This is a genomic window from Nocardia sp. NPDC050175, from assembly GCF_044459885.1.
In the GTDB taxonomy this organism is placed as follows: Bacteria; Actinomycetota; Actinomycetes; order Mycobacteriales; family Mycobacteriaceae; genus Nocardia.
Genome location: NZ_JBITJI010000002.1, coordinates 300477 through 319704 on the forward strand (window position 1 = coordinate 300477; position 19228 = coordinate 319704).

At 67.3% G+C, this 19228-nt stretch carries 21 protein-coding genes; 19 read left to right on the forward strand and 2 right to left on the reverse strand.

Translation table 11 applies throughout. From position 1 onward, the window contains the following. Positions 1-98: 98 nt before the first annotated feature. The gene (locus ACIBK2_RS06900; RefSeq protein ID WP_396964534.1) at positions 99-1403 is read left to right on the forward strand and encodes a PucR family transcriptional regulator; all 1305 of its coding nucleotides are present in this window, start codon (positions 99-101) and stop codon (positions 1401-1403) included. Positions 1404-1415: 12 nt separating this feature from the next. On the opposite strand, the gene ACIBK2_RS06905 is transcribed toward ACIBK2_RS06900, so the two are convergent. Beyond that, on the reverse strand, positions 1416-1679 hold the full coding sequence (locus ACIBK2_RS06905; RefSeq protein ID WP_396964536.1) for a DUF2277 family protein: 264 nt from the start codon (positions 1677-1679) through the stop codon (positions 1416-1418). Positions 1680-1878: 199 nt separating this feature from the next. Here ACIBK2_RS06905 and ACIBK2_RS06910 point away from each other — a divergent pair, with 199 nt between their 5' ends. After that, positions 1879-2715 (forward strand): DUF1266 domain-containing protein, encoded by an 837-nt coding sequence (locus ACIBK2_RS06910; protein ID WP_396964538.1) that lies wholly within the window; start codon positions 1879-1881, stop codon positions 2713-2715. Between the two features lie 74 nt (positions 2716-2789). On the opposite strand, the gene ACIBK2_RS06915 is transcribed toward ACIBK2_RS06910, so the two are convergent. After that, the gene (locus tag ACIBK2_RS06915) at positions 2790-3644 is read right to left on the reverse strand and encodes a hypothetical protein (protein WP_396964540.1); all 855 of its coding nucleotides are present in this window, start codon (positions 3642-3644) and stop codon (positions 2790-2792) included. Positions 3645-4097: 453 nt separating this feature from the next. Between ACIBK2_RS06915 and ftsH the strand changes: the two genes are divergently transcribed. The 17 genes from ftsH to ACIBK2_RS07000 all read left to right on the forward strand — a co-directional run bounded on the left by ftsH (position 4098) and on the right by ACIBK2_RS07000 (position 19140). Continuing rightward, entirely contained in the window at positions 4098-6506 is a 2409-nt protein-coding gene (gene ftsH, locus ACIBK2_RS06920) for an ATP-dependent zinc metalloprotease FtsH (RefSeq protein ID WP_396964542.1), read from the forward strand. 224 nt (positions 6507-6730) lie between these two features. Further along, positions 6731-7336 carry a GTP cyclohydrolase I FolE gene (folE, locus tag ACIBK2_RS06925; RefSeq protein WP_396965849.1) on the forward strand — a complete coding sequence of 202 codons (606 nt, stop codon included), beginning with the start codon at positions 6731-6733 and terminating at the stop codon, positions 7334-7336. Positions 7337-7347: 11 nt separating this feature from the next. Beyond that, entirely contained in the window at positions 7348-8244 is an 897-nt protein-coding gene (folP, locus tag ACIBK2_RS06930) for a dihydropteroate synthase (protein WP_396964544.1), read from the forward strand. Beyond that, a complete protein-coding gene (folB, locus tag ACIBK2_RS06935; protein ID WP_396964546.1) occupies positions 8241-8675 on the forward strand; it encodes a dihydroneopterin aldolase in 435 nt (144 codons plus the stop codon). The genes folP and folB overlap by 4 nt, the downstream gene beginning before the upstream one ends. Next, positions 8672-9226: a 2-amino-4-hydroxy-6-hydroxymethyldihydropteridine diphosphokinase gene (gene folK, locus ACIBK2_RS06940; RefSeq protein ID WP_396964548.1), complete on the forward strand. Its 555-nt coding sequence runs from the start codon at positions 8672-8674 to the stop codon at positions 9224-9226. Before folB ends, folK begins: the two co-directional genes overlap by 4 nt. Then, entirely contained in the window at positions 9223-9693 is a 471-nt protein-coding gene (locus tag ACIBK2_RS06945) for a DUF3180 domain-containing protein (protein WP_396965851.1), read from the forward strand. Before folK ends, ACIBK2_RS06945 begins: the two co-directional genes overlap by 4 nt. Positions 9694-9763: 70 nt before the next feature. Beyond that, the gene (locus ACIBK2_RS06950) at positions 9764-10750 is read left to right on the forward strand and encodes a DUF6779 domain-containing protein (protein WP_396964550.1); all 987 of its coding nucleotides are present in this window, start codon (positions 9764-9766) and stop codon (positions 10748-10750) included. A gap of 165 nt (positions 10751-10915) precedes the next feature. After that, positions 10916-11875 carry a Rossmann-like and DUF2520 domain-containing protein gene (locus ACIBK2_RS06955; protein WP_396964552.1) on the forward strand — a complete coding sequence of 320 codons (960 nt, stop codon included), beginning with the start codon at positions 10916-10918 and terminating at the stop codon, positions 11873-11875. Next, positions 11875-12804, forward strand: a complete 930-nt coding sequence (panC, locus tag ACIBK2_RS06960; protein ID WP_396964554.1) for a pantoate--beta-alanine ligase — start codon at positions 11875-11877, stop codon at positions 12802-12804. The genes ACIBK2_RS06955 and panC overlap by 1 nt, the downstream gene beginning before the upstream one ends. 28 nt (positions 12805-12832) lie before the next feature. Beyond that, positions 12833-13252, forward strand: coding sequence for an aspartate 1-decarboxylase (gene panD / locus ACIBK2_RS06965; protein WP_379281970.1), 420 nt, complete (start codon positions 12833-12835; stop codon positions 13250-13252). 1 nt (position 13253) lies between these two features. Further along, positions 13254-14051 (forward strand): type III pantothenate kinase, encoded by a 798-nt coding sequence (locus ACIBK2_RS06970; RefSeq protein ID WP_396964557.1) that lies wholly within the window; start codon positions 13254-13256, stop codon positions 14049-14051. Between the two features lie 183 nt (positions 14052-14234). Next, positions 14235-14897, forward strand: a complete 663-nt coding sequence (locus tag ACIBK2_RS06975) for a cysteine dioxygenase (RefSeq protein WP_396964559.1) — start codon at positions 14235-14237, stop codon at positions 14895-14897. 8 nt (positions 14898-14905) lie between these two features. Continuing rightward, on the forward strand, positions 14906-15328 hold the full coding sequence (locus ACIBK2_RS06980; RefSeq protein ID WP_396965853.1) for a rhodanese-like domain-containing protein: 423 nt from the start codon (positions 14906-14908) through the stop codon (positions 15326-15328). Positions 15329-15591: 263 nt separating this feature from the next. Next, positions 15592-17091 carry a lysine--tRNA ligase gene (lysS, locus tag ACIBK2_RS06985; RefSeq protein WP_396965855.1) on the forward strand — a complete coding sequence of 500 codons (1500 nt, stop codon included), beginning with the start codon at positions 15592-15594 and terminating at the stop codon, positions 17089-17091. A gap of 115 nt (positions 17092-17206) precedes the next feature. Next, positions 17207-17566: an Lsr2 family protein gene (locus tag ACIBK2_RS06990; protein ID WP_396964561.1), complete on the forward strand. Its 360-nt coding sequence runs from the start codon at positions 17207-17209 to the stop codon at positions 17564-17566. A 281-nt stretch (positions 17567-17847) separates the two neighbouring features. Next, positions 17848-18411, forward strand: a complete 564-nt coding sequence (locus tag ACIBK2_RS06995; protein ID WP_379282323.1) for an FHA domain-containing protein — start codon at positions 17848-17850, stop codon at positions 18409-18411. Positions 18412-18540: 129 nt separating this feature from the next. Next, positions 18541-19140, forward strand: coding sequence for a DUF1772 domain-containing protein (locus ACIBK2_RS07000; RefSeq protein ID WP_396964563.1), 600 nt, complete (start codon positions 18541-18543; stop codon positions 19138-19140). The last annotated feature ends 88 nt before the right edge of the window (positions 19141-19228 follow it).

A 19228-nucleotide genomic window follows, 5' to 3' on the forward strand; every position in this document is an offset into this window, starting at 1 on the left:
CTGAACTATGATGGTGGCACAATGCCGGGGGAGTTTCTTGGCTCGATTTGTCAATGGACGCGAGCTAATTTGTGCTCTGAGAACAAATCGGAGGAGATGTGGCCGCATCGTCACCCGAGCGGATCGGGCCGAACAGCGAAGTGGTCCGCGACTGGCTGGCGGAGTACGTCTACGAGACGATGCGCAGCGAGTCGATCGAGCAGATCGTGCACCGGCTCGACAGCGCCATCATCGCGAGCCTGCCCGAGCTCGCCGACCGTGACGTGCGCCGCGACCTCGCCGCGAGCACGCGCGCCCATGCCCGGGTGATGCTGAGCGGAATCACCAGCGACACTTTCGATTTCGCCCTGCCCGAAGAGGCGCATGTCTTCGCGCGCACGCTTGCCCGGCGCGGATTCGAACTGCGCATGCTGCTGCGGACCTATCACGTCGGCATGGAGGCGGTGCTCGACTACATGACCGAGGCCATCGATCAGCGGCAAGCCCCGCAAGAGATCGAGCGGGCGGTGCTGCTGCGGATGTTCGAGCGGGCGACGAAGTGGGTCAGCCTGTCGGTCGAACTGCTCACCGACACCTACATGGAGGAGCGCGAGCGGGTCCTGCGGGCCGCGCTCAACCGGCGCACCGAGACCGTGCGCGCGCTACTGGCCGGTGACGAGCTCGACCTGGATCAGGCTTCGGCCCGGCTCGGCTATCGACTCACCCAGCGACACATCGCCTTCGTGTTGTGGACCGATGAGAGCGAATCCGGCAGCGGCGACGGCGAAGTCGTCGGTTTGCTCGAGCGAGTGGCGACCAGGGTGGCGGCCGGGCTCGGCGCAGGCAGACTGCTCACCGTCGCGTCCGGGTCCAGCGGCATGTGGGCCTGGGCCGGACTGGATGACCTATCGAGCGCCGATGCGGCCCGGATCGAGCAGGAGGCCGGCGGGCTGGAGCGTGCCGCCGCCGGGCTGGTCGAATCCCCGGTCCGGGTCGCCTTCGGCGTGCCTGGCGGGCAGGTGGCCGGATTCCGGCAGAGTCATCGGGAGGCGGTGGCGGCCAGGCAGGTGGCCGAGCGTGGCGCGGTGACGGTGGCACGGGTCATCGGCTATCGCGAGGTGGAAATCGCCTATCTGGCCGGTGCCGACGACGCGGCGATGCGCGGCCTGATCGGCCGGGAATTGCGCACGCTGTCCGGATCGGACCCGAACGCGGCGCGGCTGCGCGAGACGCTGCATGCCTACCTGAAAAGTCATCGCAGCCCCGAGGCCACGGCGAAACTGCTTGGGGTGCACAAGAACACGGTCCGCTACCGAATCCAGCGGATCGAGGAACTGCTCGGTCATCCGATCGAACAGCGCAGCCTGCCGCTGGCGGTCGCGCTGGCCTGCGTCGCCGCCTACGGGGTGGACGCGCTGCCCTGAAGCGGCGAGCGATCAGTCGGTGGTCGTCTCGCCTGCGGCGACGCGGCGCAACGACGGTTCCGTCGGCGCGGCGACCGGGCGATCGGGTAGGTCCGCCAGCAGCTGGGTGGTGGCCGCGGCGATGGCCGCGACCGCTTTGTCGACGGCGACCTTGGTCGTGGAGCTCAGGCCGGACACACCACCGACCGTGCGCACGTACTGCAGTGCGGCAGCATAGATTTCCTGCTCGGTAGGGGCAGGCTCCAGGCCGCGAAGGAGGGTGATGTTACTACTCATGCGAGCACAGTAGCTCTCGAGCACGGTATGCGGCAGGGCAAGAAAACTACCGGTCCGAAAATCGCGCCGCGCCCTAGGTGCGCGGGATCGGCCTCGGCGAACGAAGACGGACGAGCAAACTCCGGCGCGCCAGCGGGGACACGCAGAATTCGCCCCGTTACACAGGCTCTTCCAAGATCCATAGTGAACAATCGGGACCATGCCTGCCCGCGGTGTACCCACGTTGACAACCTTCCCGTACGAGGAGCTGGATCAGCGCGAAGAGGACCACTGGTCCGGCGCCGCGGTGGCCGATGACGAATTGCGGGCGCTGGCGCTCGGCGCCTTCTACTCCGCGCGCTGGGACGCCTTCCACGACGCGCTGCTGCTCGGCCCGGAGCGCGAGCATCCGCTCGGCGACCGCCGCGAGCTCGCCATCGACACACTCACCGGCGCCTGGGGCATCACCGACGCGACCGAGGCACAGGCCTCGATGGAGCAGTTGCTGGACGGCATGCACGCGCCGCTGTATGCGCTGGTCCACCCGCTGGTGATGGCCTCGATCAACGCCAGCGAACGGGACCGGTTCGGCGAGCGCGCCGATCGGCACCGGGCCTTCCTGCGCCAGGTCGGCTCGTTCCGCGGCATGGACAACCCGGAGGCGCTGGTCCGCGACTACGACATCTGGTCCCAGGCCATCAAGATCGGCTTCACCGACCACCTCGCCCGCCCGCTGCCCAGCGACATCCACGCCTGGGATCTGGCCCGCGTCGTCGCAGTCGCGCGGATGGCCTTCACCGCCGGATACCTCGACGCCGATCTGGCCTGGGACTATCTGGCCCGGGCACTGCCCATCGCACAGGCCAAGTACCGCAACTGGCGCCAGTTCGGCGACGCCTACCTGACCGGCTGGACCTACTGGCAGGCGTGCGAAGACCTCGCCGAACTGAAGAACGGCGGCGTCGACCGCCGGATGGAACTGCTGCGGCTGTGGATGCGGCCGACCAGCCCGTGGCGGCGGATCAGCCTGACCGTGCCGCCGGTGGTGCAGTCCTAGCGGCTGGCCGCCGTTGGACGGAGCGGCTGGCCGCCGTTGGACAGAGCCCAGCTGGCCGCCATCGGAAAGAGCGGTTAGCCGCCGTCGGGGAGCGAGCGCAGGATCCCGCGGCCGTAGCGCTGGAACTGCGCGTCGTCGACCATGCCGAGCGAATGCCGCTCGACCAGCAGCTCCCACTCCGAATACAGTTGGGCCACACCGGGATCGGCCGGGCCCGCGCCACCGTCGGCGGAATCGCGGCGCACCGCGAAGTTCACCGCGAGCGTGACGCGCTCGGTGTCGGCTCGATCGCTGCCGGTGAAATGCAGGGTGATGTTGCCGTCGTGCACGTCCATCCCCGCCTCGCCGCGGGTCGCGCCGATCTCGCCCGCCGCCGTCGGCGTGCCGTCGGTGTTGCGAGCCCACAGCACCGCGGGGATGGGGAGTTCATGGGCGTAGCGGGTGCCGGTGCCGATCGAGATGAACAGCAGCCGCCCGGTCGTCGCGGCGAGCAGGCCCGGGCCGGTGCCGGCCGGCGGGTGCGCGACGGCGATCGCCGTCTCCAGCACGTATTCGTCCGGCGTGACATATCGATGCAGCGCGGCGATGGCCGTCTTCGCTTCGCGGTGCGGCGCCATCCGGCGCACGGCACGGTCCACGTCGGCGCGGGTCGGGCCGGACTTGCCCCAGGTGGGGGCGGGCGGGTTCAGGTCGGGGGCGGCCACGTCGATGCGCTGGGTCGCCAGGATCTGGCCGTTGATCCGGTCGACGATCTCGGTCGCGGCCGGCACGTCGTGCTCGGCGATGAGCACGGGCAGCGGGGTGCGGTCGGCGGGCACGCCGGTCAGCACGGGAGTCGGGTATCTGAGATATATCTCGATGACAACGGCGTCGTCGGCACGGCGATTCAAGCGGACCTTCAACAGATCCGAGACCGGTACGTCGAGCACCCGCTCGCCATCGGAGCCAGGGCGCAGCACGATCAATCGCCCGCGGCCGTGACGCACTATCGCTGTGGGTGTCCGTAGCTCAACTATGTCCATACCCCCTGCGCTCTGTTGGGTTTACGGTGCTCGCGGGCTAAGTAACGTGGTTCGCAAGCTACCGCCTCCGTGCCCGTCGTTCGCACCGCGGTGTTGTGTCGTCGCTCACGATAGGCCGAACATGCCATGATTGTGACCACTTGGAGTAACCCGGACCGGGGTCTTCGGGAACCACCGAGGTCCCTTGACCGTTTACCCCTTTAACTGCACCTGCAGCCGAACTGCGCGATGTATCGACTAGACCGTACGCGGTAACGTGGCATGTCCGCATCCGAACCCTCCCGGAGCCGGACGCGCCCGATGCATTGCTAGCACGAACCGGAGACACCGGAAAGGACTGGCCGGACCGGCCGACGCTCTATGAACCGCAAGACTGTGTTTCGCACCCTGGCCATAGTCTCGGGCATCTTGCTCGTGATCTATGCGTTCAGCTATTTCGGCAACGACACGCGCGGCTGGAAGAGCGTCGATACGTCCGTCGCATTGAGCCAGCTGAACGACAAGAGCAACGTCAAGAATGTTCAGATCGATGATCGTGAACAGCAACTGCGCATCGAGCTGAAGAACGGCAACGATGCGACCGGTGGCCAGAGCAAGATCATCGCCAAATACCCCGGTGGCAGCGCGAGCTCCGGACAGGTCTTCGACGCCGTGAAGAATTCCGGCGCGACCTATAACACCGTGGTCAAGCAGGACAGCTGGCTCACCCAGATCCTGCTGTTCGTGCTGCCGATGATCATCCTGTTGGGGCTGTTCGTCTTCGTGATGGCCCGCATGCAGGGCGGTGGTCGCGGCGGCATGATGGGCTTCGGCAAGTCCAAGGCCAAACAGCTGTCCAAGGACATGCCAAAGACCACGTTCGGTGACGTGGCCGGCGCCGACGAGGCGGTCGAAGAGCTCTACGAGATCAAGGACTTCCTGCAGAACCCGGTGCGCTACCAGGCGCTCGGCGCCAAGATCCCGAAGGGCGTGCTGCTGTACGGCCCGCCGGGAACCGGTAAGACGCTGCTCGCGCGCGCCGTGGCCGGCGAGGCGGGTGTGCCGTTCTTCACCATCTCCGGCTCGGACTTCGTCGAGATGTTCGTCGGTGTCGGCGCGTCCCGGGTGCGTGACCTGTTCGAACAGGCCAAGCAGAACAGCCCGTGCATCATCTTCGTCGACGAGATCGACGCGGTCGGCCGCCAGCGCGGCGCCGGCCTGGGCGGCGGTCACGACGAACGTGAGCAGACGCTGAACCAGCTGCTCGTCGAGATGGACGGCTTCGGCGATCGCACCGGCGTCATCCTGATCGCGGCGACCAACCGCCCCGACATCCTCGACCCCGCGCTGCTGCGGCCCGGCCGATTCGACCGGCAGATCCCGGTCGGCAACCCCGACCTGGCGGGCAGGCGCGCCATCCTACGGGTGCACTCGCAGGGCAAGCCGATCTCGCCCGACGCCGACCTCGACGGTCTGGCCAAGCGCACCGTCGGCATGTCCGGCGCCGACCTGGCCAACGTGATCAACGAGGCCGCGCTGCTCACCGCCCGCGAGAACGGCGCCGTCATCACCGGCGACTCGCTCGAGGAGTCGGTGGACCGTGTCGTCGGTGGCCCGCGCCGCAAGAGCCGGATCATCAGCGAGCACGAGAAGAAGATCACCGCCTACCACGAGGGCGGCCACACCCTGGCCGCCTGGGCGATGCCGGACATCGAGCCCGTCTACAAGGTGACCATCCTGGCCCGCGGCCGCACCGGCGGTCACGCCATGACGGTGCCCGAGGACGACAAGGGCCTGATGACCCGCTCGGAGATGATCGCCCGGCTGGTGATGGCGATGGGCGGCCGCGCGGCCGAGGAACTGGTGTTCCACGAGCCGACCACCGGCGCGTCCTCGGATATCGACCAGGCCACCAAGATCGCTCGCGCGATGGTGACCGAATACGGCATGAGCTCGCGCCTCGGCGCGGTGCGCTACGGCCAGGAGGCGGGCGATCCGTTCCTCGGTCGCTCGATGGGCCAGAGCTCGGATTACTCGCACGAGGTCGCGGGCGCCATCGACGAGGAGGTGCGCAACCTGATCGAGGCCGCGCACACCGAGGCGTGGGCCATCCTCAACGAGTACCGCGACGTGCTCGACGTGCTGGCGACGGCGCTGCTCGAGAAGGAGACGTTGCACCGCAAGGAACTCGAGACGCTGCTCGCCGCGGTGCAGAAGCGGCCGAGGATCACCGCGTTCAACGACTTCGGCGACCGGGTGCCCTCGAACAAGCCGCCGGTGAAGACCCCGGGCGAGCTGGCGCTGGAGCGCGGCGAGCCGTGGCCGCCGCCGGAGCAGATCCCGGCGCCGCTGCCCGCGGGCGTGGCGCGCGAGGGTCAGCCCGCCAACGGCTACCCGGGTGAGGGTGCCTACAACGCCCAGCCGCAATACGGTTACCCGGCGCCGCCCGCGACCGGATACCCGGTGCCGCAGGGACCCGCACAGGGCGGCTACCCGCAGCGCGGTGGCACGCACGGCTCGCGGCCGGACTACGGCGCTCCGGCCGGTTGGTCGGCCCCGGGCTGGCCGCCGCGTGACGATCAGCAGCAGCCCGATCAGCCCAGCGGCTGGACCGAGCCGCCGCACCAGGGTTACCAGCCTTCGTGGGGCCCGCAGGGTGGTCCGCAGGACGGCGGCCACGATCGCGGTAACTACGGCGAGCACCCCGGCTACGACGAGCCGCGTCGCACCAACCCGAACGGCGAGGGCGACAACGGCGAATGGGATGGACCGAACAACGGTCGGCACTGAAGTACGGCGGCGCTCGCGCGACCTATCCGGTCTGCGCGAGTCGCCGCCGCCGGGCCTGTTGCTCACGCCGTGAGCAGCGACGATTAGGCTCGACCAGCGGGGTGCCGAGTAATTGCCGGGACCCGAGATTTTGGAGGTGTCCTCGATTGTCGGCCAACAATCACGTCGGCGGCCACGCGCTCGCCGATTCGGACGACGTTGACGAAAACGGTTCCGGCAACGGCGTGACCAGGCCGGAGCTCATCGCTCTGGAAACCGGTAAACCGTTCGACCAGGGCAGGGCCGAAGCCGCAGTGCGCGAGCTGTTGCTGGCGGTCGGTGAAGATCCCGACCGGCCCGGCCTGCTCGATACGCCCGCCCGCGTCGCCCGCGCCTATCGCGAGATGTTCGCCGGGCTCTACGTCGAGCCGGACGCGGTGCTGAACACCACGTTCGACGAGGGCCATCAGGAACTGGTGCTGGTCCGCGATATCCCCATGTACTCCACCTGTGAACATCACCTGGTGTCGTTCCACGGTGTCGCGCACGTCGGCTATATCCCCGGCAAGCACGGCCGGGTGACCGGGCTGTCCAAGCTGGCCCGCGTGGTGGATCTGTACGCCAAGCGCCCGCAGGTGCAGGAGCGACTGACCAGTCAGATCGCCGACGCGGTGATGCGCAAGCTGGACCCGCGCGGCGCCATCGTGGTGATCGAGGCCGAGCACCTGTGCATGGCGATGCGCGGCATCCGCAAGCCGGGCGCCAGCACCACCACCTCGGCGGTGCGCGGTCTGCTCCAGTCGAGTCCGTCCTCGCGCTCGGAGGCGCTCGATCTCATTCTGCGGAAGTGAACGAGGTTCACATGACCGTAGGTGGGAGCAGCTTCGCGCGTGACGGTCGCTCCTGTGTGGTGATGGGCGTTGTCAACGTCACCAGTGATTCGTTCTCCGACGGTGGCCGCTACCTCGATCCCGAGCTGGCCATCGCGCACGGCATCGAGTTGTACGCGGCGGGTGCCGACATCGTCGACATCGGCGGCGAGTCGACCAGGCCCGGTGCGGTGCGGATCGATCCCGAAACCGAAGCGCAACGGGTGGTTCCGGTGATCCGTGGCTTGGTCGCGGCAGGCGTGCCGACCAGCGTCGACACCATGCGGGCCGGCGTGGCCGAGGCCGCGCTCGCAGCAGGCGTCTCGGTGGTGAACGACGTGTCCGGTGGACGTGCCGATCCCGACATGGTGAAAGTCGTTGCGGCTGCCGGTGTCCCGTGGATCCTCATGCATTGGCGGGCCGGCGCGGACTACCGGCACACCGGCCCGGCCGACCACTACGACGATGTGGTCGCCGAGGTGCTCGCCGAGCTGACCACCCAGGTCGACCTGGCCGTGGCCGCCGGTGTCGACCCGTCCTGCCTGATCCTCGATCCCGGCCTCGGCTTCGCCAAGAACGCCGAACACAATTGGGATCTGCTCGGCGCGCTGCCCGAGCTGATCGACAACGGACTGCCCATTCTCATCGGCGCCTCGCGCAAACGTTTCCTCGGCGCCCTGCTCGCCGACGACTCCGGCCCGCGTCCGCCGGACGGCCGTGAGACCGCCACCGCGACCGTCTCGGCGCTGGTCGCCATGCACGGCGCCTGGGGCGTGCGGGTGCATGACGTGCGCGCCTCGCTGGACGCCATCACCGTCACCGACGCCTGGCAGGCCGCCGCCCGGCACCGCACCGCCCAGTCGAGCCCGTCGCAAGGAGCCCACCGATGAACCCGACCCCTGCCACCGCCGATCAGGCTGCGGCGCAGGAGAATTCGTCGATCCGGCGCGGCGCCGACCGGATCGAGTTGCGCGGGCTACGCGCCTTCGGTCATCACGGCGTGTTCGATCACGAACGCCGGGACGGCCAGGAGTTCATCGTCGATCTGACTGTGTGGCTGGACTTCTCCGTCGCCGCGGCCTCCGATGATCTGGTCGCCACCGCGCATTACGGTGAGCTCGCGGGCAACGCCGTGCGCATCATCGAGGGCCCACCGCGCAATCTCATCGAGACCGTGGCCTCGGAGATCGCCGACGACGTGATGACCGATCCGCGCATCACCTCGGTCGAGGTGGTCGTACACAAGCCGTCCGCGCCGATCCCGCATACCTTCGCCGATGTCCGCGTGGTCACCTCGCGGCATCGCGGGGAGCCGCTATGACCCGCGCAGTCCTGTCCATCGGTTCCAATATGGGGGACCGGCTCGCGCATCTGCGCAGCGTGGTGGACGGCTTCGGCGACCGGGTCGTCGCCGTGTCGCCGGTGTACTCGACCCCGCCGTGGGGCGGGGTCGAACAGGACGACTACCTCAATGCCGTTGTGGTGGTCGATGATCCAGAGTTCGACTGTATCGACTGGCTGCGCGCCGGCCAGCGGCTCGAACAGGCCGCCGATCGGGTTCGCGAAGTGCGCTGGGGCGCACGGACACTCGACGTCGACGTGGTCTGGTGTGCGAGGCCGGAAAGCGGCGAGCTGGTGGCCGTCACCAGCGCGGACCCGGAACTGACCCTGCCGCATCCGCAGGCCCATCGCCGCGCGTTCGTCCTGATCCCGTGGCTGGACGTGGCACCGGACGTGACGCTCGAGGTCGACGGCCGTGCGCAGGCGATCACCGACCTGCTCGACGAACTGCCCGCGGCCGAGCGCATCGGCGTCCAGCGGACCGACCTGTCGCTGTCAGCTGCCGCCGAAGGCTCGGCGTCGTGCAGCTGAAACCCACGCGAGTTCTGGACCTGGTGGCGAACGTGGTGATCGCGGCGATCGTCGCGTGGGTCGCGACGCGGCTGGCGTACAACAGCTTTCCGCCGATCTCCACCTACGCCGGTGCCTCGCTGTATCCGGTCGCGGCCATCGAGGCGGTGCTCGGGTTCGTGATCCGGGCCAGGGTCAGCGACAACCAGCTCGGCGACGGCAGGCATCAGCTGCATCCGATCACCGCGGCCAGGGCGGTCGCGCTGGCCAAGGCGTCGCTGCAGGTCGGCTCGATCGCCGCGGGTGTGTGGCTCGGGTTCCTGTGCTGGGTCTTCCCGCAGCGGGGCACCCTCGGCGCGGCCGCGGCGGACAGTCCGGGTGCCATCGTCGGGATGCTGGCGGGGGTGGCTTTGGTTGCTGCGGCCCTGTGGCTCGAGTATTGCTGCCGGGCTCCCGAGGACCCGACGGACGATCCGGCAACCACATAGCAAATATTGCGTCCGGAATTGCCGGACGGAGTTGTGGGCGCGACGAGTCGATCAAGCTACCCTGGCTTGCATGGTTTCACCCTCCCGTACCAGCACTTCCCGTCGACGGCGGGACGACGCGGGAAAATTGTTCATCGGCGTATTGATTCTGCTCGGACTGGTTGCCAGCGTTTTCCTCGTCTTCAGCAACAGCTTGCAGTTCGTCCGGATCGGTTTGGTCGCGGCCCTGTGGGCGGCGGTCATCGGCGCGTTAGCTGCGACGAGGTATCGCAAGGAAGCGACGATCGATAAGGCCAAGGTTCGCGATCTGCAGACGGTTTACGAGTTGCAGCTCGAGCGTGAGGTCACCGCCCGGCGCGAATTCGAGCTCGGCATCGAGTCGCGGGTGCGCGAGGAAGTCGGCGCCGACGCCACCGAATTGGCCGCGCTGCGCGCCGAGCTCACCGTGCTCCGGACGAGCCTGCAGCGGCTTTTCGACGGCGATCTGCCGATGGATCGGCCCGCGCTGCGCGCCGACGCGACCCGGATTCAAGAGCTGACCAGCGCGGTCGGCGATCCGGCGAACAATAGCTCCGCGAATGCCGGACCCTGGTCCGTACCGTCGAACCAGCAACCGCGCAGCAGTGTCACCCCGGTGTTCGTGCCCGACCATCCGGAGCCGCCGCTCTTCGCCAGCCCGTTCGACGATCCGGTCACCGCCGAAACCTCCGCGGTATCGCTCGACGACGACATGCCTGAGGCCGAGGTCACCGACGTCGACATCGCAGACCGCAACGGCGATTCCGAGCAGTCCGCGTCCGGTTGGGCCGACGCGTTCACCGAGGGCCCGGTCATCCAGCCGACGCCCGCGCCGCGGCAGGCGCCCAAGCCCGCGTACCAGTCGACTCGCCCGTCGGCCTGGCCGACCACCGAGGGCCCGCCGATCGGCACCGCGAGCTCGCGCAGGCGCCGTCGCGCCGAAGCCGATGCGGATTCCGATGTGCCCGAGCGCCGCCTTTCGGTCGCCGAGATCATGGCCAACTTGCAATCGGAGGAGAAGAGCCGTGATCGTCGCTGATCATCGCCGGGCCTGGTAGAGGGGTAAACGGGCACTGCGTTGTAAATCACTGCCCAGGTCCGTGGCACTGGCAAACATCGGGCCGATATTCTCGATGGCGTACGTCTGGTACCCGCACGGCGGGACTGGAACGAAATCGAGAGGACACTGTTGACCTCGAGAAGCGTGAATTCTGACGACGCGGCTTCGGGCTACCCCGTTTCGAGCGACCCGCAATCGGCTGGTGACCTCGCGCCCGCACGCCTGACGGTAGGCATCGTCTCGGCGGGACGCGTCGGCTCCGCCCTCGGCGCGGCCCTGGAACGCGCCGGACACGTGGTGTTCGGCGTCGCCGCGATCTCCGACGCCTCGGTGCGCCGCGCGCGAACCCGGCTGCCCGACTCCGAGATCCTGCCGATCGAGGACGTCGCCGCGCGCAGCGAACTGCTGCTGCTCGCCGTACCCGATACCGAGCTCGCCGGGTTGGCGCGCGGGCTGGCCGGTGCGAATGTGGTCCGGCCCGGCACGATCGTGGCGCACACCTCCGGCGCCAACGGTGTCGGCGTGCTCGCCCCGCTGACCGACATCGGCGCCATGCCGCTGGCCATTCATCCCGCGATGACCTTCACCGGCCACGACGAGGACATAAGTCGCCTCGGCAACGCGTGTTTCGGCATCACCGCCGCCGACGAGATCGGCTATGCCATCGCGCAGGCGCTGGTGATCGAGATGGGCGGCGAGCCGGTCCGGGTGCAGGAACACCACCGCGCGCTCTACCACGCGGCCCTCGCGCACGGCAGCAATCACCTGGTCACGCTGATCGTGGATGCCCTTGCCGCCCTTCGCATCTCGCTGGAGGGACCCGGGTTGCTCGGGCAGCAGATCGTCGACGATCAGCCGAACGGGCTGGCCGAGCGACTGCTCGCGCCGCTCGCCTCCGCCGCGCTGGACAACGCTTTGCGGCGCGGGCAGTCCGCGCTGACCGGCCCGGTGGCCCGCGGCGACGCGGACGCCGTCGCCGCGCACCTGACCGCACTGGAATCCGTCGACCCGCGCCTGGCCGAGGGCTATCGCGCGCTGTCGCTGCGGACCGCCGAACGGGCGGGGACCAATCCCGCCGTCATCGAGCTGCTGAAAGGGCGCTGATGTTCGATACGAAATTGCGTGGCGCTTATAAGCCCGGTGAATTGACCGTGCACCACGATCCCGCCGTGCTCACCCAGGTGTCCAACGCGCTGCGCAGCGTCGGCCGCACCGTCGCGCTGGTGCCGACCATGGGCGCGCTGCACGAGGGCCACCTGGAAATCGTGCGGGCGGCCAAACGGAACAATCAGGTCGTCATCGTCTCGATCTTCGTGAATCCGTTGCAATTCGGCGCGAACGAGGACCTCGACAAATATCCGCGCACGCTGGATTCCGACGTGGCACTGCTGCGCGAAGAAGGCGTCGGGCTGGTGTTCGCGCCGAGCGTCGCCGATATGTACCCGGACGGTCCGCGCACCACCGTGCAACCCGGTCAGCTCGGCGCTGAGCTCGAAGGGGCAAGCAGGCCAACGCATTTCGCGGGCATGCTGACCGTGGTGGCCAAGCTGCTGCAGATCGCGCGGCCGACCGAGGTGTATTTCGGGGAGAAGGATTATCAGCAACTCACGTTGATCCGGCAGCTGGTTCGCGACCTGAATTTCGATGTGCGGATCAAGCCGATCGCCACGGTGCGCGAGCACGACGGCCTGGCCATGTCCTCGCGGAACCGTTTTCTCGATGCGGCACAGCGCGAATCGGCGCTCGGCCTGTCGGCGGCGCTGGCCGCGGGCAGGCACGCGGGCGGCCTCGGCCCGGACGCGGTGGTCGCCGCGGCCCGCCAGGTACTCGCCGCGGTGCCCGGCGTCGACATCGACTACCTCGAACTGCGCTCCACCACGCTCGGCCCCGCCCCGTCGACCGGCAACGCCCGGCTACTGGTGGCCGCCAGGGTCGGTCCGACCCGGCTGATCGACAATGTCGCCGTCACCCTCGGCGCGCCGATCGACGGCCACCCCGACGCCTCCGCCCAGCGGACCTCCCAGCCTGTCTAGGCCACGAACAAATCGAAAGGGCGACGCAATGCTGCGCACCATGATGAAGTCGAAGATCCACCGCGCCACGGTCACCCACGCCGACCTGCACTACGTCGGCTCGGTGACGGTGGACCAGGACCTGCTCGACGCCGCCGATCTGCTGGAGGGCGAGCAGGTCTGCATCGTCGACATCGACAACGGCGCCCGGCTGGAGACCTATGTCATCGCGGGTGAACGCGGATCCGGCGTGATCGGCATCAACGGCGCCGCCGCGCATCTGGTGCACCCCGGCGATTTGGTCATTCTTATTGCCTATGCCCAGCTGAACGAGCAGGAAATCGCGGAATACGACCCGAAGGTCGTTTTCGTGGACGAGCGCAATCGTCCGGTGGAACTCGGCTCTGATCCGGCGCACGCGCCGGCGGGCTCCGGGCTCACTTCGCCGCGCTCGCTGTCGCTCGCCTGACATGCTGCTGACAATCGACGTCCGCAATACCAGTATCGTGCTCGGACTGTTCTCGGGCAGCGGCGCGCATTCGAAACTGGTGCGGCACTGGCGGATCCACACCAATCCACTGCTCACCGCCGACGAATTCGCCATGCAGGTGCGCGGCCTGATCGGCCCGGAGCTCGACCAGGTGATCGGAGTTTCCGCGCTGGCCACCGTGCCGCCGGTGCTGCGGGAACTGCGCACCATGCTGAGCCAGTATTGGGGCCACGTGCCGCACGTACTGGTCGAGCCGGGTGTCCGGACCGGTATTCCGCTGCTGGTGGATAACCCGAAAGAGGTCGGCGCGGACCGGATCGTGAACTGCCTCGCCGCCTATCAGCACTATTCGTCGCCGGCCATCGTTATCGATTTCGGCACCGCGATCTGTGTCGACATGGTCTCGGCGAAAGGCGAGTTCCTCGGCGGAATCATCGCGCCCGGCGTGGAGATTTCGATGGAGGCCCTGGTCGAGCGCAGCGCGCTGCGCCGGGTCGAGTTGGCCAGGCCGCGTTCGGTGCTCGGGAAGAACAGCATGGAATGCATGCAGTCCGGCGCTGTTTTCGGTTTCGCCGGGATGGTGGACGGGCTGATCGACCGGATTCGCGACGAGTTCGAGGCTTTCGGCGGCAATGATGTCGCGGTGGTCGCGACCGGCCCGACCGCGGCGCTGATCGTCCCGGAATCGGAGACCATCGACGACCACGACCCGTACCTCACCCTGACCGGCCTGCGCCTTGTATACGAGCGAAACCAGCGCCGCAAGGGCACTGTCTGATTTTCGCGGTGTCGGATGTGTCGCACCGAGCGAGGCTTGCCGACACCGCGCCCGATGCTGATACACTCACCGACGTGTATTTCCGCGTGCGCACCCAGGAGTGTTGTCGAGGCTGACCAAGCCTCGACCGTTCGAGGCTGACCTTTCGCCCTCGACCGTTCGCTATCTCCTGGAGATTCGCTCATGCGTTCTTCCGTTCTTTCCCTTACCTCAGCCCGGGACGCCCATTCGGCCAGCCTGAGCTCACCCACCCCGCCGACTTCGTCGGCTGCCGTCCCCGGTCCCCTCGAACGTGCCGTGGCCTCCGCACTGCCGACGCGCCTGCGTCCCGCCGATTTACTGCGGTTGACCGATGAAGGCGCCGAGGACGTACTGGCAGGCCGCTACGACCACCTACTACCGGCGAATGGCATTTGGCCGTCCGATGAACGGTGGGCGGCCCGCCTGCTCACCGATGACGAGGTCGATGTCTGGCTGATCAGCTGGACGCCGGGCAAATCCACCGAACTGCACGATCATGCCGGCTCGCTCGGTGCGTTGACCGTGCTCAGCGGTGCGCTTTCGGAATTCCGCTGGAACGGATCCGAACTACGCCGCCGCATACTCGCCGCGGGCGATCAAGCGTCGTTTCCGATCGGCTGGGTGCACGATGTAATGCGTGCCCCGGCGCAGTCCGTGGCAGACGGCACCAGCGAGTCGATCGATCCGGCACTGCTCGAACCAACGCTCAGCGTGCACGCCTATTCTCCGCCGCTCACCGCCATGTCCTATTACGAGGTCACCGGCCACGGCACCCTGCGGCGCACCCGAACCGTTCTCACCGACCAGCCCGAAGGTGACATGTAATGAATCGTCTGACCATCGATCAGATGCTCGACAACGCGCGGGCCCAGCTGAATCGGATCTACGCCTTCGAATTGCCGCAGGCGCTCGCCAGGGGCGCGATTCTGGTGGACATCAGGCCGCAGGCGCAGCGCGTGCGCGAGGGCGCGTTGCCCGGTGCCCTGGTGATCGAGCGGAATGTGCTGGAATGGCGGCTCGATCCGACCAGTTCGGCCCGCTTGGCACTGGCCACCGATCACGAGGTGGAATGGATCGTCGCCTGCTCCGAGGGCTATACCTCCAGCCTTGCCGCGTACGCGCTGCAACAACTCGGGCTGCACCGGGCGACCGATCTGGTCGGCGGCTTCCACGCATTGAAGGCGGCGGGCCTTCTGCACATCGGAATCCGGGCGCCGCACTTCGCCCGCGAGGTAGACTCGCTCGCCTCGCTGTAATTACTCGCGCATCCCTTCCATCTCGAAACATCAGGGCGCACAAGCGGTTTCGTGCGTCCATCGATGCATGTCCGCTATTTCCGGTGATACCGGACCGCGCAAATCCGGCGGTCGGCACGGACCGGCGGCGAGACCGATCCGTTACTCGGTGAACTAGGCCGGGCGGCCCGCAAAACGATTTCCGGTGCACGCTAGGGTTGTTGGATGTGAGCACCAGCGACACTTCCTCGTCCAGCGATCCCGCATCGGATTCGCGGCCTGCCGTGGCGCCCGACGCCGACGACACCCCGGAGCAGATACGGATTCGCAAGGAGAAGCGGGAGCGGTTGCTCGCGGACGGTGGTGACGCCTATCCCGTCGTCGTGCCGCGCACGCATACCCTCGCCGAAATTCGCGCCGCATATCCGGATCTGGACAAAGACACCCAGACCGGGCTGCAGGCGGGTGTCGCCGGTCGCGTCATATTCATGCGTAATACCGGCAAGCTGTGTTTCGCGACGCTGCAGGAGGGCGACGGCACCAAGCTGCAGGCGATGATCAGCCTCAACGGTGTCGGCGCCGACGCGCTCGCGGCCTGGAAGTCCGATGTCGACCTCGGCGACTTCGTTTTCGTGCACGGCGAGGTGATCTCGTCGCGGACCGGCGAATTGAGCGTGATGGCCGATTCCTGGTTCATGGCGGCCAAGTCGCTGCGCCCGTTGCCGGTGGCGCACAAGGAGATGAACGAGGAGTCGCGGGTCCGGCAGCGCTATGTCGATCTGATCGTGCGCCCCGAGGCCAGGGAAATGGCCCGAACGCGGATCGCGGTGGTGCGCGCGCTGCGCAATGCGCTGGAACGGCGCGGCTTCCTCGAGGTGGAGACGCCGATGCTGCAGACGTTGCACGGCGGCGCGGCGGCCCGGCCGTTCGTCACCCATTCCAATGCCCTCGATATCGATCTCTACCTGCGTATCGCGCCGGAGCTGTTCCTGAAGCGCTGCGTGGTCGGCGGGCTGGAGCAGGTCTTCGAGATCAACCGGAACTTCCGCAACGAGGGCTCGGACTCCACCCATTCCCCCGAGTTCGCGATGCTGGAAACGTACGAGGCGTACGGCACCTACGACGACTCGGCGCGGATGACCCGGGAATTGATCCAGGAAGTCGCCCAGGAGGTGTTCGGCACCCAGGTGGTGACACTTGCCGACGGCACCGAATACGACCTGCGCGGCGAGTGGACGACGGTGGAGATGTACCCATCGCTCTCGGACGCCCTCGGCGTCTCCGTGACACCGGAAACGTCGATCGCCGAATTGCGCGCGCTGGCCGATCGGGTCGGTCTGGAAATTCCGGACGGCAAGGGCTACGGGCACGGCAAACTCGTCGAGGAACTCTGGGAACACCAGTACGGCGACAAGCTGTACGCGCCGACTTTTGTGCGTGACTTCCCGGTGGAGACCTCACCGCTCACCAGGCAACATCGGACCGAGGCCGGGGTCACCGAGAAGTGGGACCTCTATGTCCGTGGCTTCGAGTTGGCTACTGGCTATTCGGAGTTGGTCGATCCGGTGATCCAGCGTGAGCGCTTCGTGGATCAGGCGCGACTGGCCGCGCAAGGCGACGACGAAGCGATGGCGCTGGACGAGGACTTCCTTGCCGCGATGGAGCACGGCATGCCGCCGACCACCGGTACAGGTATGGGAATCGACCGTCTGTTGATGGCGCTGACGGGTCTCGGAATCCGGGAAACAATACTGTTCCCAATTGTGCGACCGGTCACTCGGTGACCAGCTGATTGCAAAATCTCGGCCTCGTCTTGGAAAATTTGGAATTCGAGGTATTCTTGCCTCGGGTAATCGGCCTAGTATGCGGGTCGCACGATTTCGAGAGGACGTTCATCTCATGGCAAAGAAGGTCACCGTTAGCCTGATCGACGATGTCGATGGGGAGTCCATCGCGGACGAGACCATCGAGTTTGCGATCGACGGTGTTTCGTACGAGATCGACCTGTCGTCGGCAAATGCCTCGAAGCTGCGCGACGGGCTGGAAGAGTGGGTTTCGAGCGCGCGTCGAGTGAGTGGCCGTCGCCGGGTCAAGGCCGCCGCGACCGCGACGGGTGCCCCGAAGAGCCGGGTCTCGATCGACCGGGAACAAAGTGCAGCAATTCGCGAGTGGGCTCGTCGGAATGGACACAAGGTGTCCGCGCGGGGGCGTATCTCCGCCGACATCACCGATGCGTACAACAAGGCCGCGAAGGGTTAGTTTCATATTTTTCAGCCGCCGTCCCAGCGAATCGTGCGACGCCGGGGCGGCGGTTTTCTCTTTCTCCGGCGGCTCATAGGCTGCTGATATAACCGCGCGGCGCGGTGACACGCTGCTCGAAGTGGCGCGCGGATCGATCTTGCTCGTGGTTCCAGGACGCGGCACCATGGAAACGTGCGACGGTCACTGGCGGTATGGAGAGGCGAGGTATCGGCGCAGTGACTGGATTCGTCGGATCATTTTTGCGATTCCAAGATGACGCGGGTCGCCAGCAGGAACTCATGCTCAGCGCCGACCAGGAACGCGTGACGATCGGTCGCTCGCCGCAGGCCGACCTCGCCCTGCCGTGGGACGCCGAGGTGTCCAGGCTGCACGCCGCCATCGAGTATCTCGGCGCGCAGTGGACCATCGTGGACGACGGCCTTTCCCGCAACGGCACTTTCGTCAACGGCGACCGGCTGGTCGGCCGGCGCAGGCTGATGGCGGGCGACGTGATCCGGGTCGGCACCTCGCGGGTGTCCTTCCACGATTTCGGCGGCGTCGCCGACGACATCACCCGCGTCTCCAGTGGCACGGTGCCGCCGAGCTTCCGGCAGCTCACCGAAACTCAGCGCGCGGTGCTGATCGCGCTGTGCCGCCCGTACAAGAACGGCGCGGCCTTCGCCACGCCCGCGTCCAATCAGCAGATCGCCGAGGAATTGTTCCTCAGCGTCGACGCGATCAAGACGCATCTGCGCGCGCTGTTCGCCAAGTTCGGCGTCGAGGACCTGCCGCAGAACGCCAAGCGGGTGCGCCTGGCCTTCCTGGCGATCCAGAGTGGCCTGATCTCCGACCGGGACCTGTGACCCGCCCGTAGACGATCGCTTAGTCGGCCGAGTGTCTCGGCCATGGAGAGCCGTGTCGAAACCGGCTTGACTGAGACCATCGAACCGGAGCGATGAGGGCTCCGGACGGGTTTCCCTTCAGGAGGAATTATGACCGCCGCACGCCTGGCCGCCCTGGTCGCGGCCACCCTGGCCACCGGACTGATCGCAGGCCTTTTCTACGGCTACGCGAACTCGGTGATGCCCGCGCTGAATCAGACCGACGATCGCACCATGATCGACGTGATGCAGAAGATCAACGTGGTCATCATCAACCCGGTGTTCATGATCGGGTTCATCGGCACCGTCGGCTTCTCGATTCTGGCGGCGGCGCTGCATCTCGGTAAAGACCAGCGCACCACGCTGATCTGGATCGGGGTCGGCCTGGCCATCAATATCATCGCCTTCGCCGTGACCTCCGGTCTGAATGTGCCGCTCAATGATCAGCTGGCCGCCGCGGGTGATCCGTCGCAGATCGCCGATCTGGCCAAGGTCCGGGCCGACTTCGAATCCACTTGGGTGCGTTGGAATATCGTCCGCGCGGTGCTGCACACCCTGGCCTTCCTGGTGCTATCCGGCGCGCTGTTCGTCTCGGGCATCCAGCAGGGCAAGGCGAGCGCCGCGGCCCCCGGGCCGCAGGCGGCACAGGGCCAGTTCGCCGGTCAGCAGGGGCAGTTCCCCGGTCAGCCGGGCGCGCCGACCTACCGGTAGGGCTGGACATCAACGGCCACAACCAGTTTCGCGACTCGACCGCGCCTGGGACACGCCGCACGGTAGCTTTCTGGAACACGTTCCAGAT

Coding starts and splice junctions, on each gene's coding strand:
- ACIBK2_RS06905 (WP_396964536.1), bottom strand. CDS start 1,679: ATGAGTAGTAACATCACCCTCCTTCGCGGCCTGGAGCCTGCCCCTACC.
- ACIBK2_RS06910 (WP_396964538.1), top strand. CDS start 1,879: ATGCCTGCCCGCGGTGTACCCACGTTGACAACCTTCCCGTACGAGGAG.
- ftsH (WP_396964542.1), top strand. CDS start 4,098: ATGAACCGCAAGACTGTGTTTCGCACCCTGGCCATAGTCTCGGGCATC.
- folP (WP_396964544.1), top strand. CDS start 7,348: ATGACCGTAGGTGGGAGCAGCTTCGCGCGTGACGGTCGCTCCTGTGTG.
- folB (WP_396964546.1), top strand. CDS start 8,241: ATGAACCCGACCCCTGCCACCGCCGATCAGGCTGCGGCGCAGGAGAAT.
- folK (WP_396964548.1), top strand. CDS start 8,672: ATGACCCGCGCAGTCCTGTCCATCGGTTCCAATATGGGGGACCGGCTC.
- ACIBK2_RS06950 (WP_396964550.1), top strand. CDS start 9,764: ATGGTTTCACCCTCCCGTACCAGCACTTCCCGTCGACGGCGGGACGAC.
- panC (WP_396964554.1), top strand. CDS start 11,875: ATGTTCGATACGAAATTGCGTGGCGCTTATAAGCCCGGTGAATTGACC.
- panD (WP_379281970.1), top strand. CDS start 12,833: ATGCTGCGCACCATGATGAAGTCGAAGATCCACCGCGCCACGGTCACC.
- ACIBK2_RS06970 (WP_396964557.1), top strand. CDS start 13,254: ATGCTGCTGACAATCGACGTCCGCAATACCAGTATCGTGCTCGGACTG.
- ACIBK2_RS06975 (WP_396964559.1), top strand. CDS start 14,235: ATGCGTTCTTCCGTTCTTTCCCTTACCTCAGCCCGGGACGCCCATTCG.
- ACIBK2_RS06990 (WP_396964561.1), top strand. CDS start 17,207: ATGGCAAAGAAGGTCACCGTTAGCCTGATCGACGATGTCGATGGGGAG.
- ACIBK2_RS06995 (WP_379282323.1), top strand. CDS start 17,848: ATGCTCAGCGCCGACCAGGAACGCGTGACGATCGGTCGCTCGCCGCAG.
- ACIBK2_RS07000 (WP_396964563.1), top strand. CDS start 18,541: ATGACCGCCGCACGCCTGGCCGCCCTGGTCGCGGCCACCCTGGCCACC.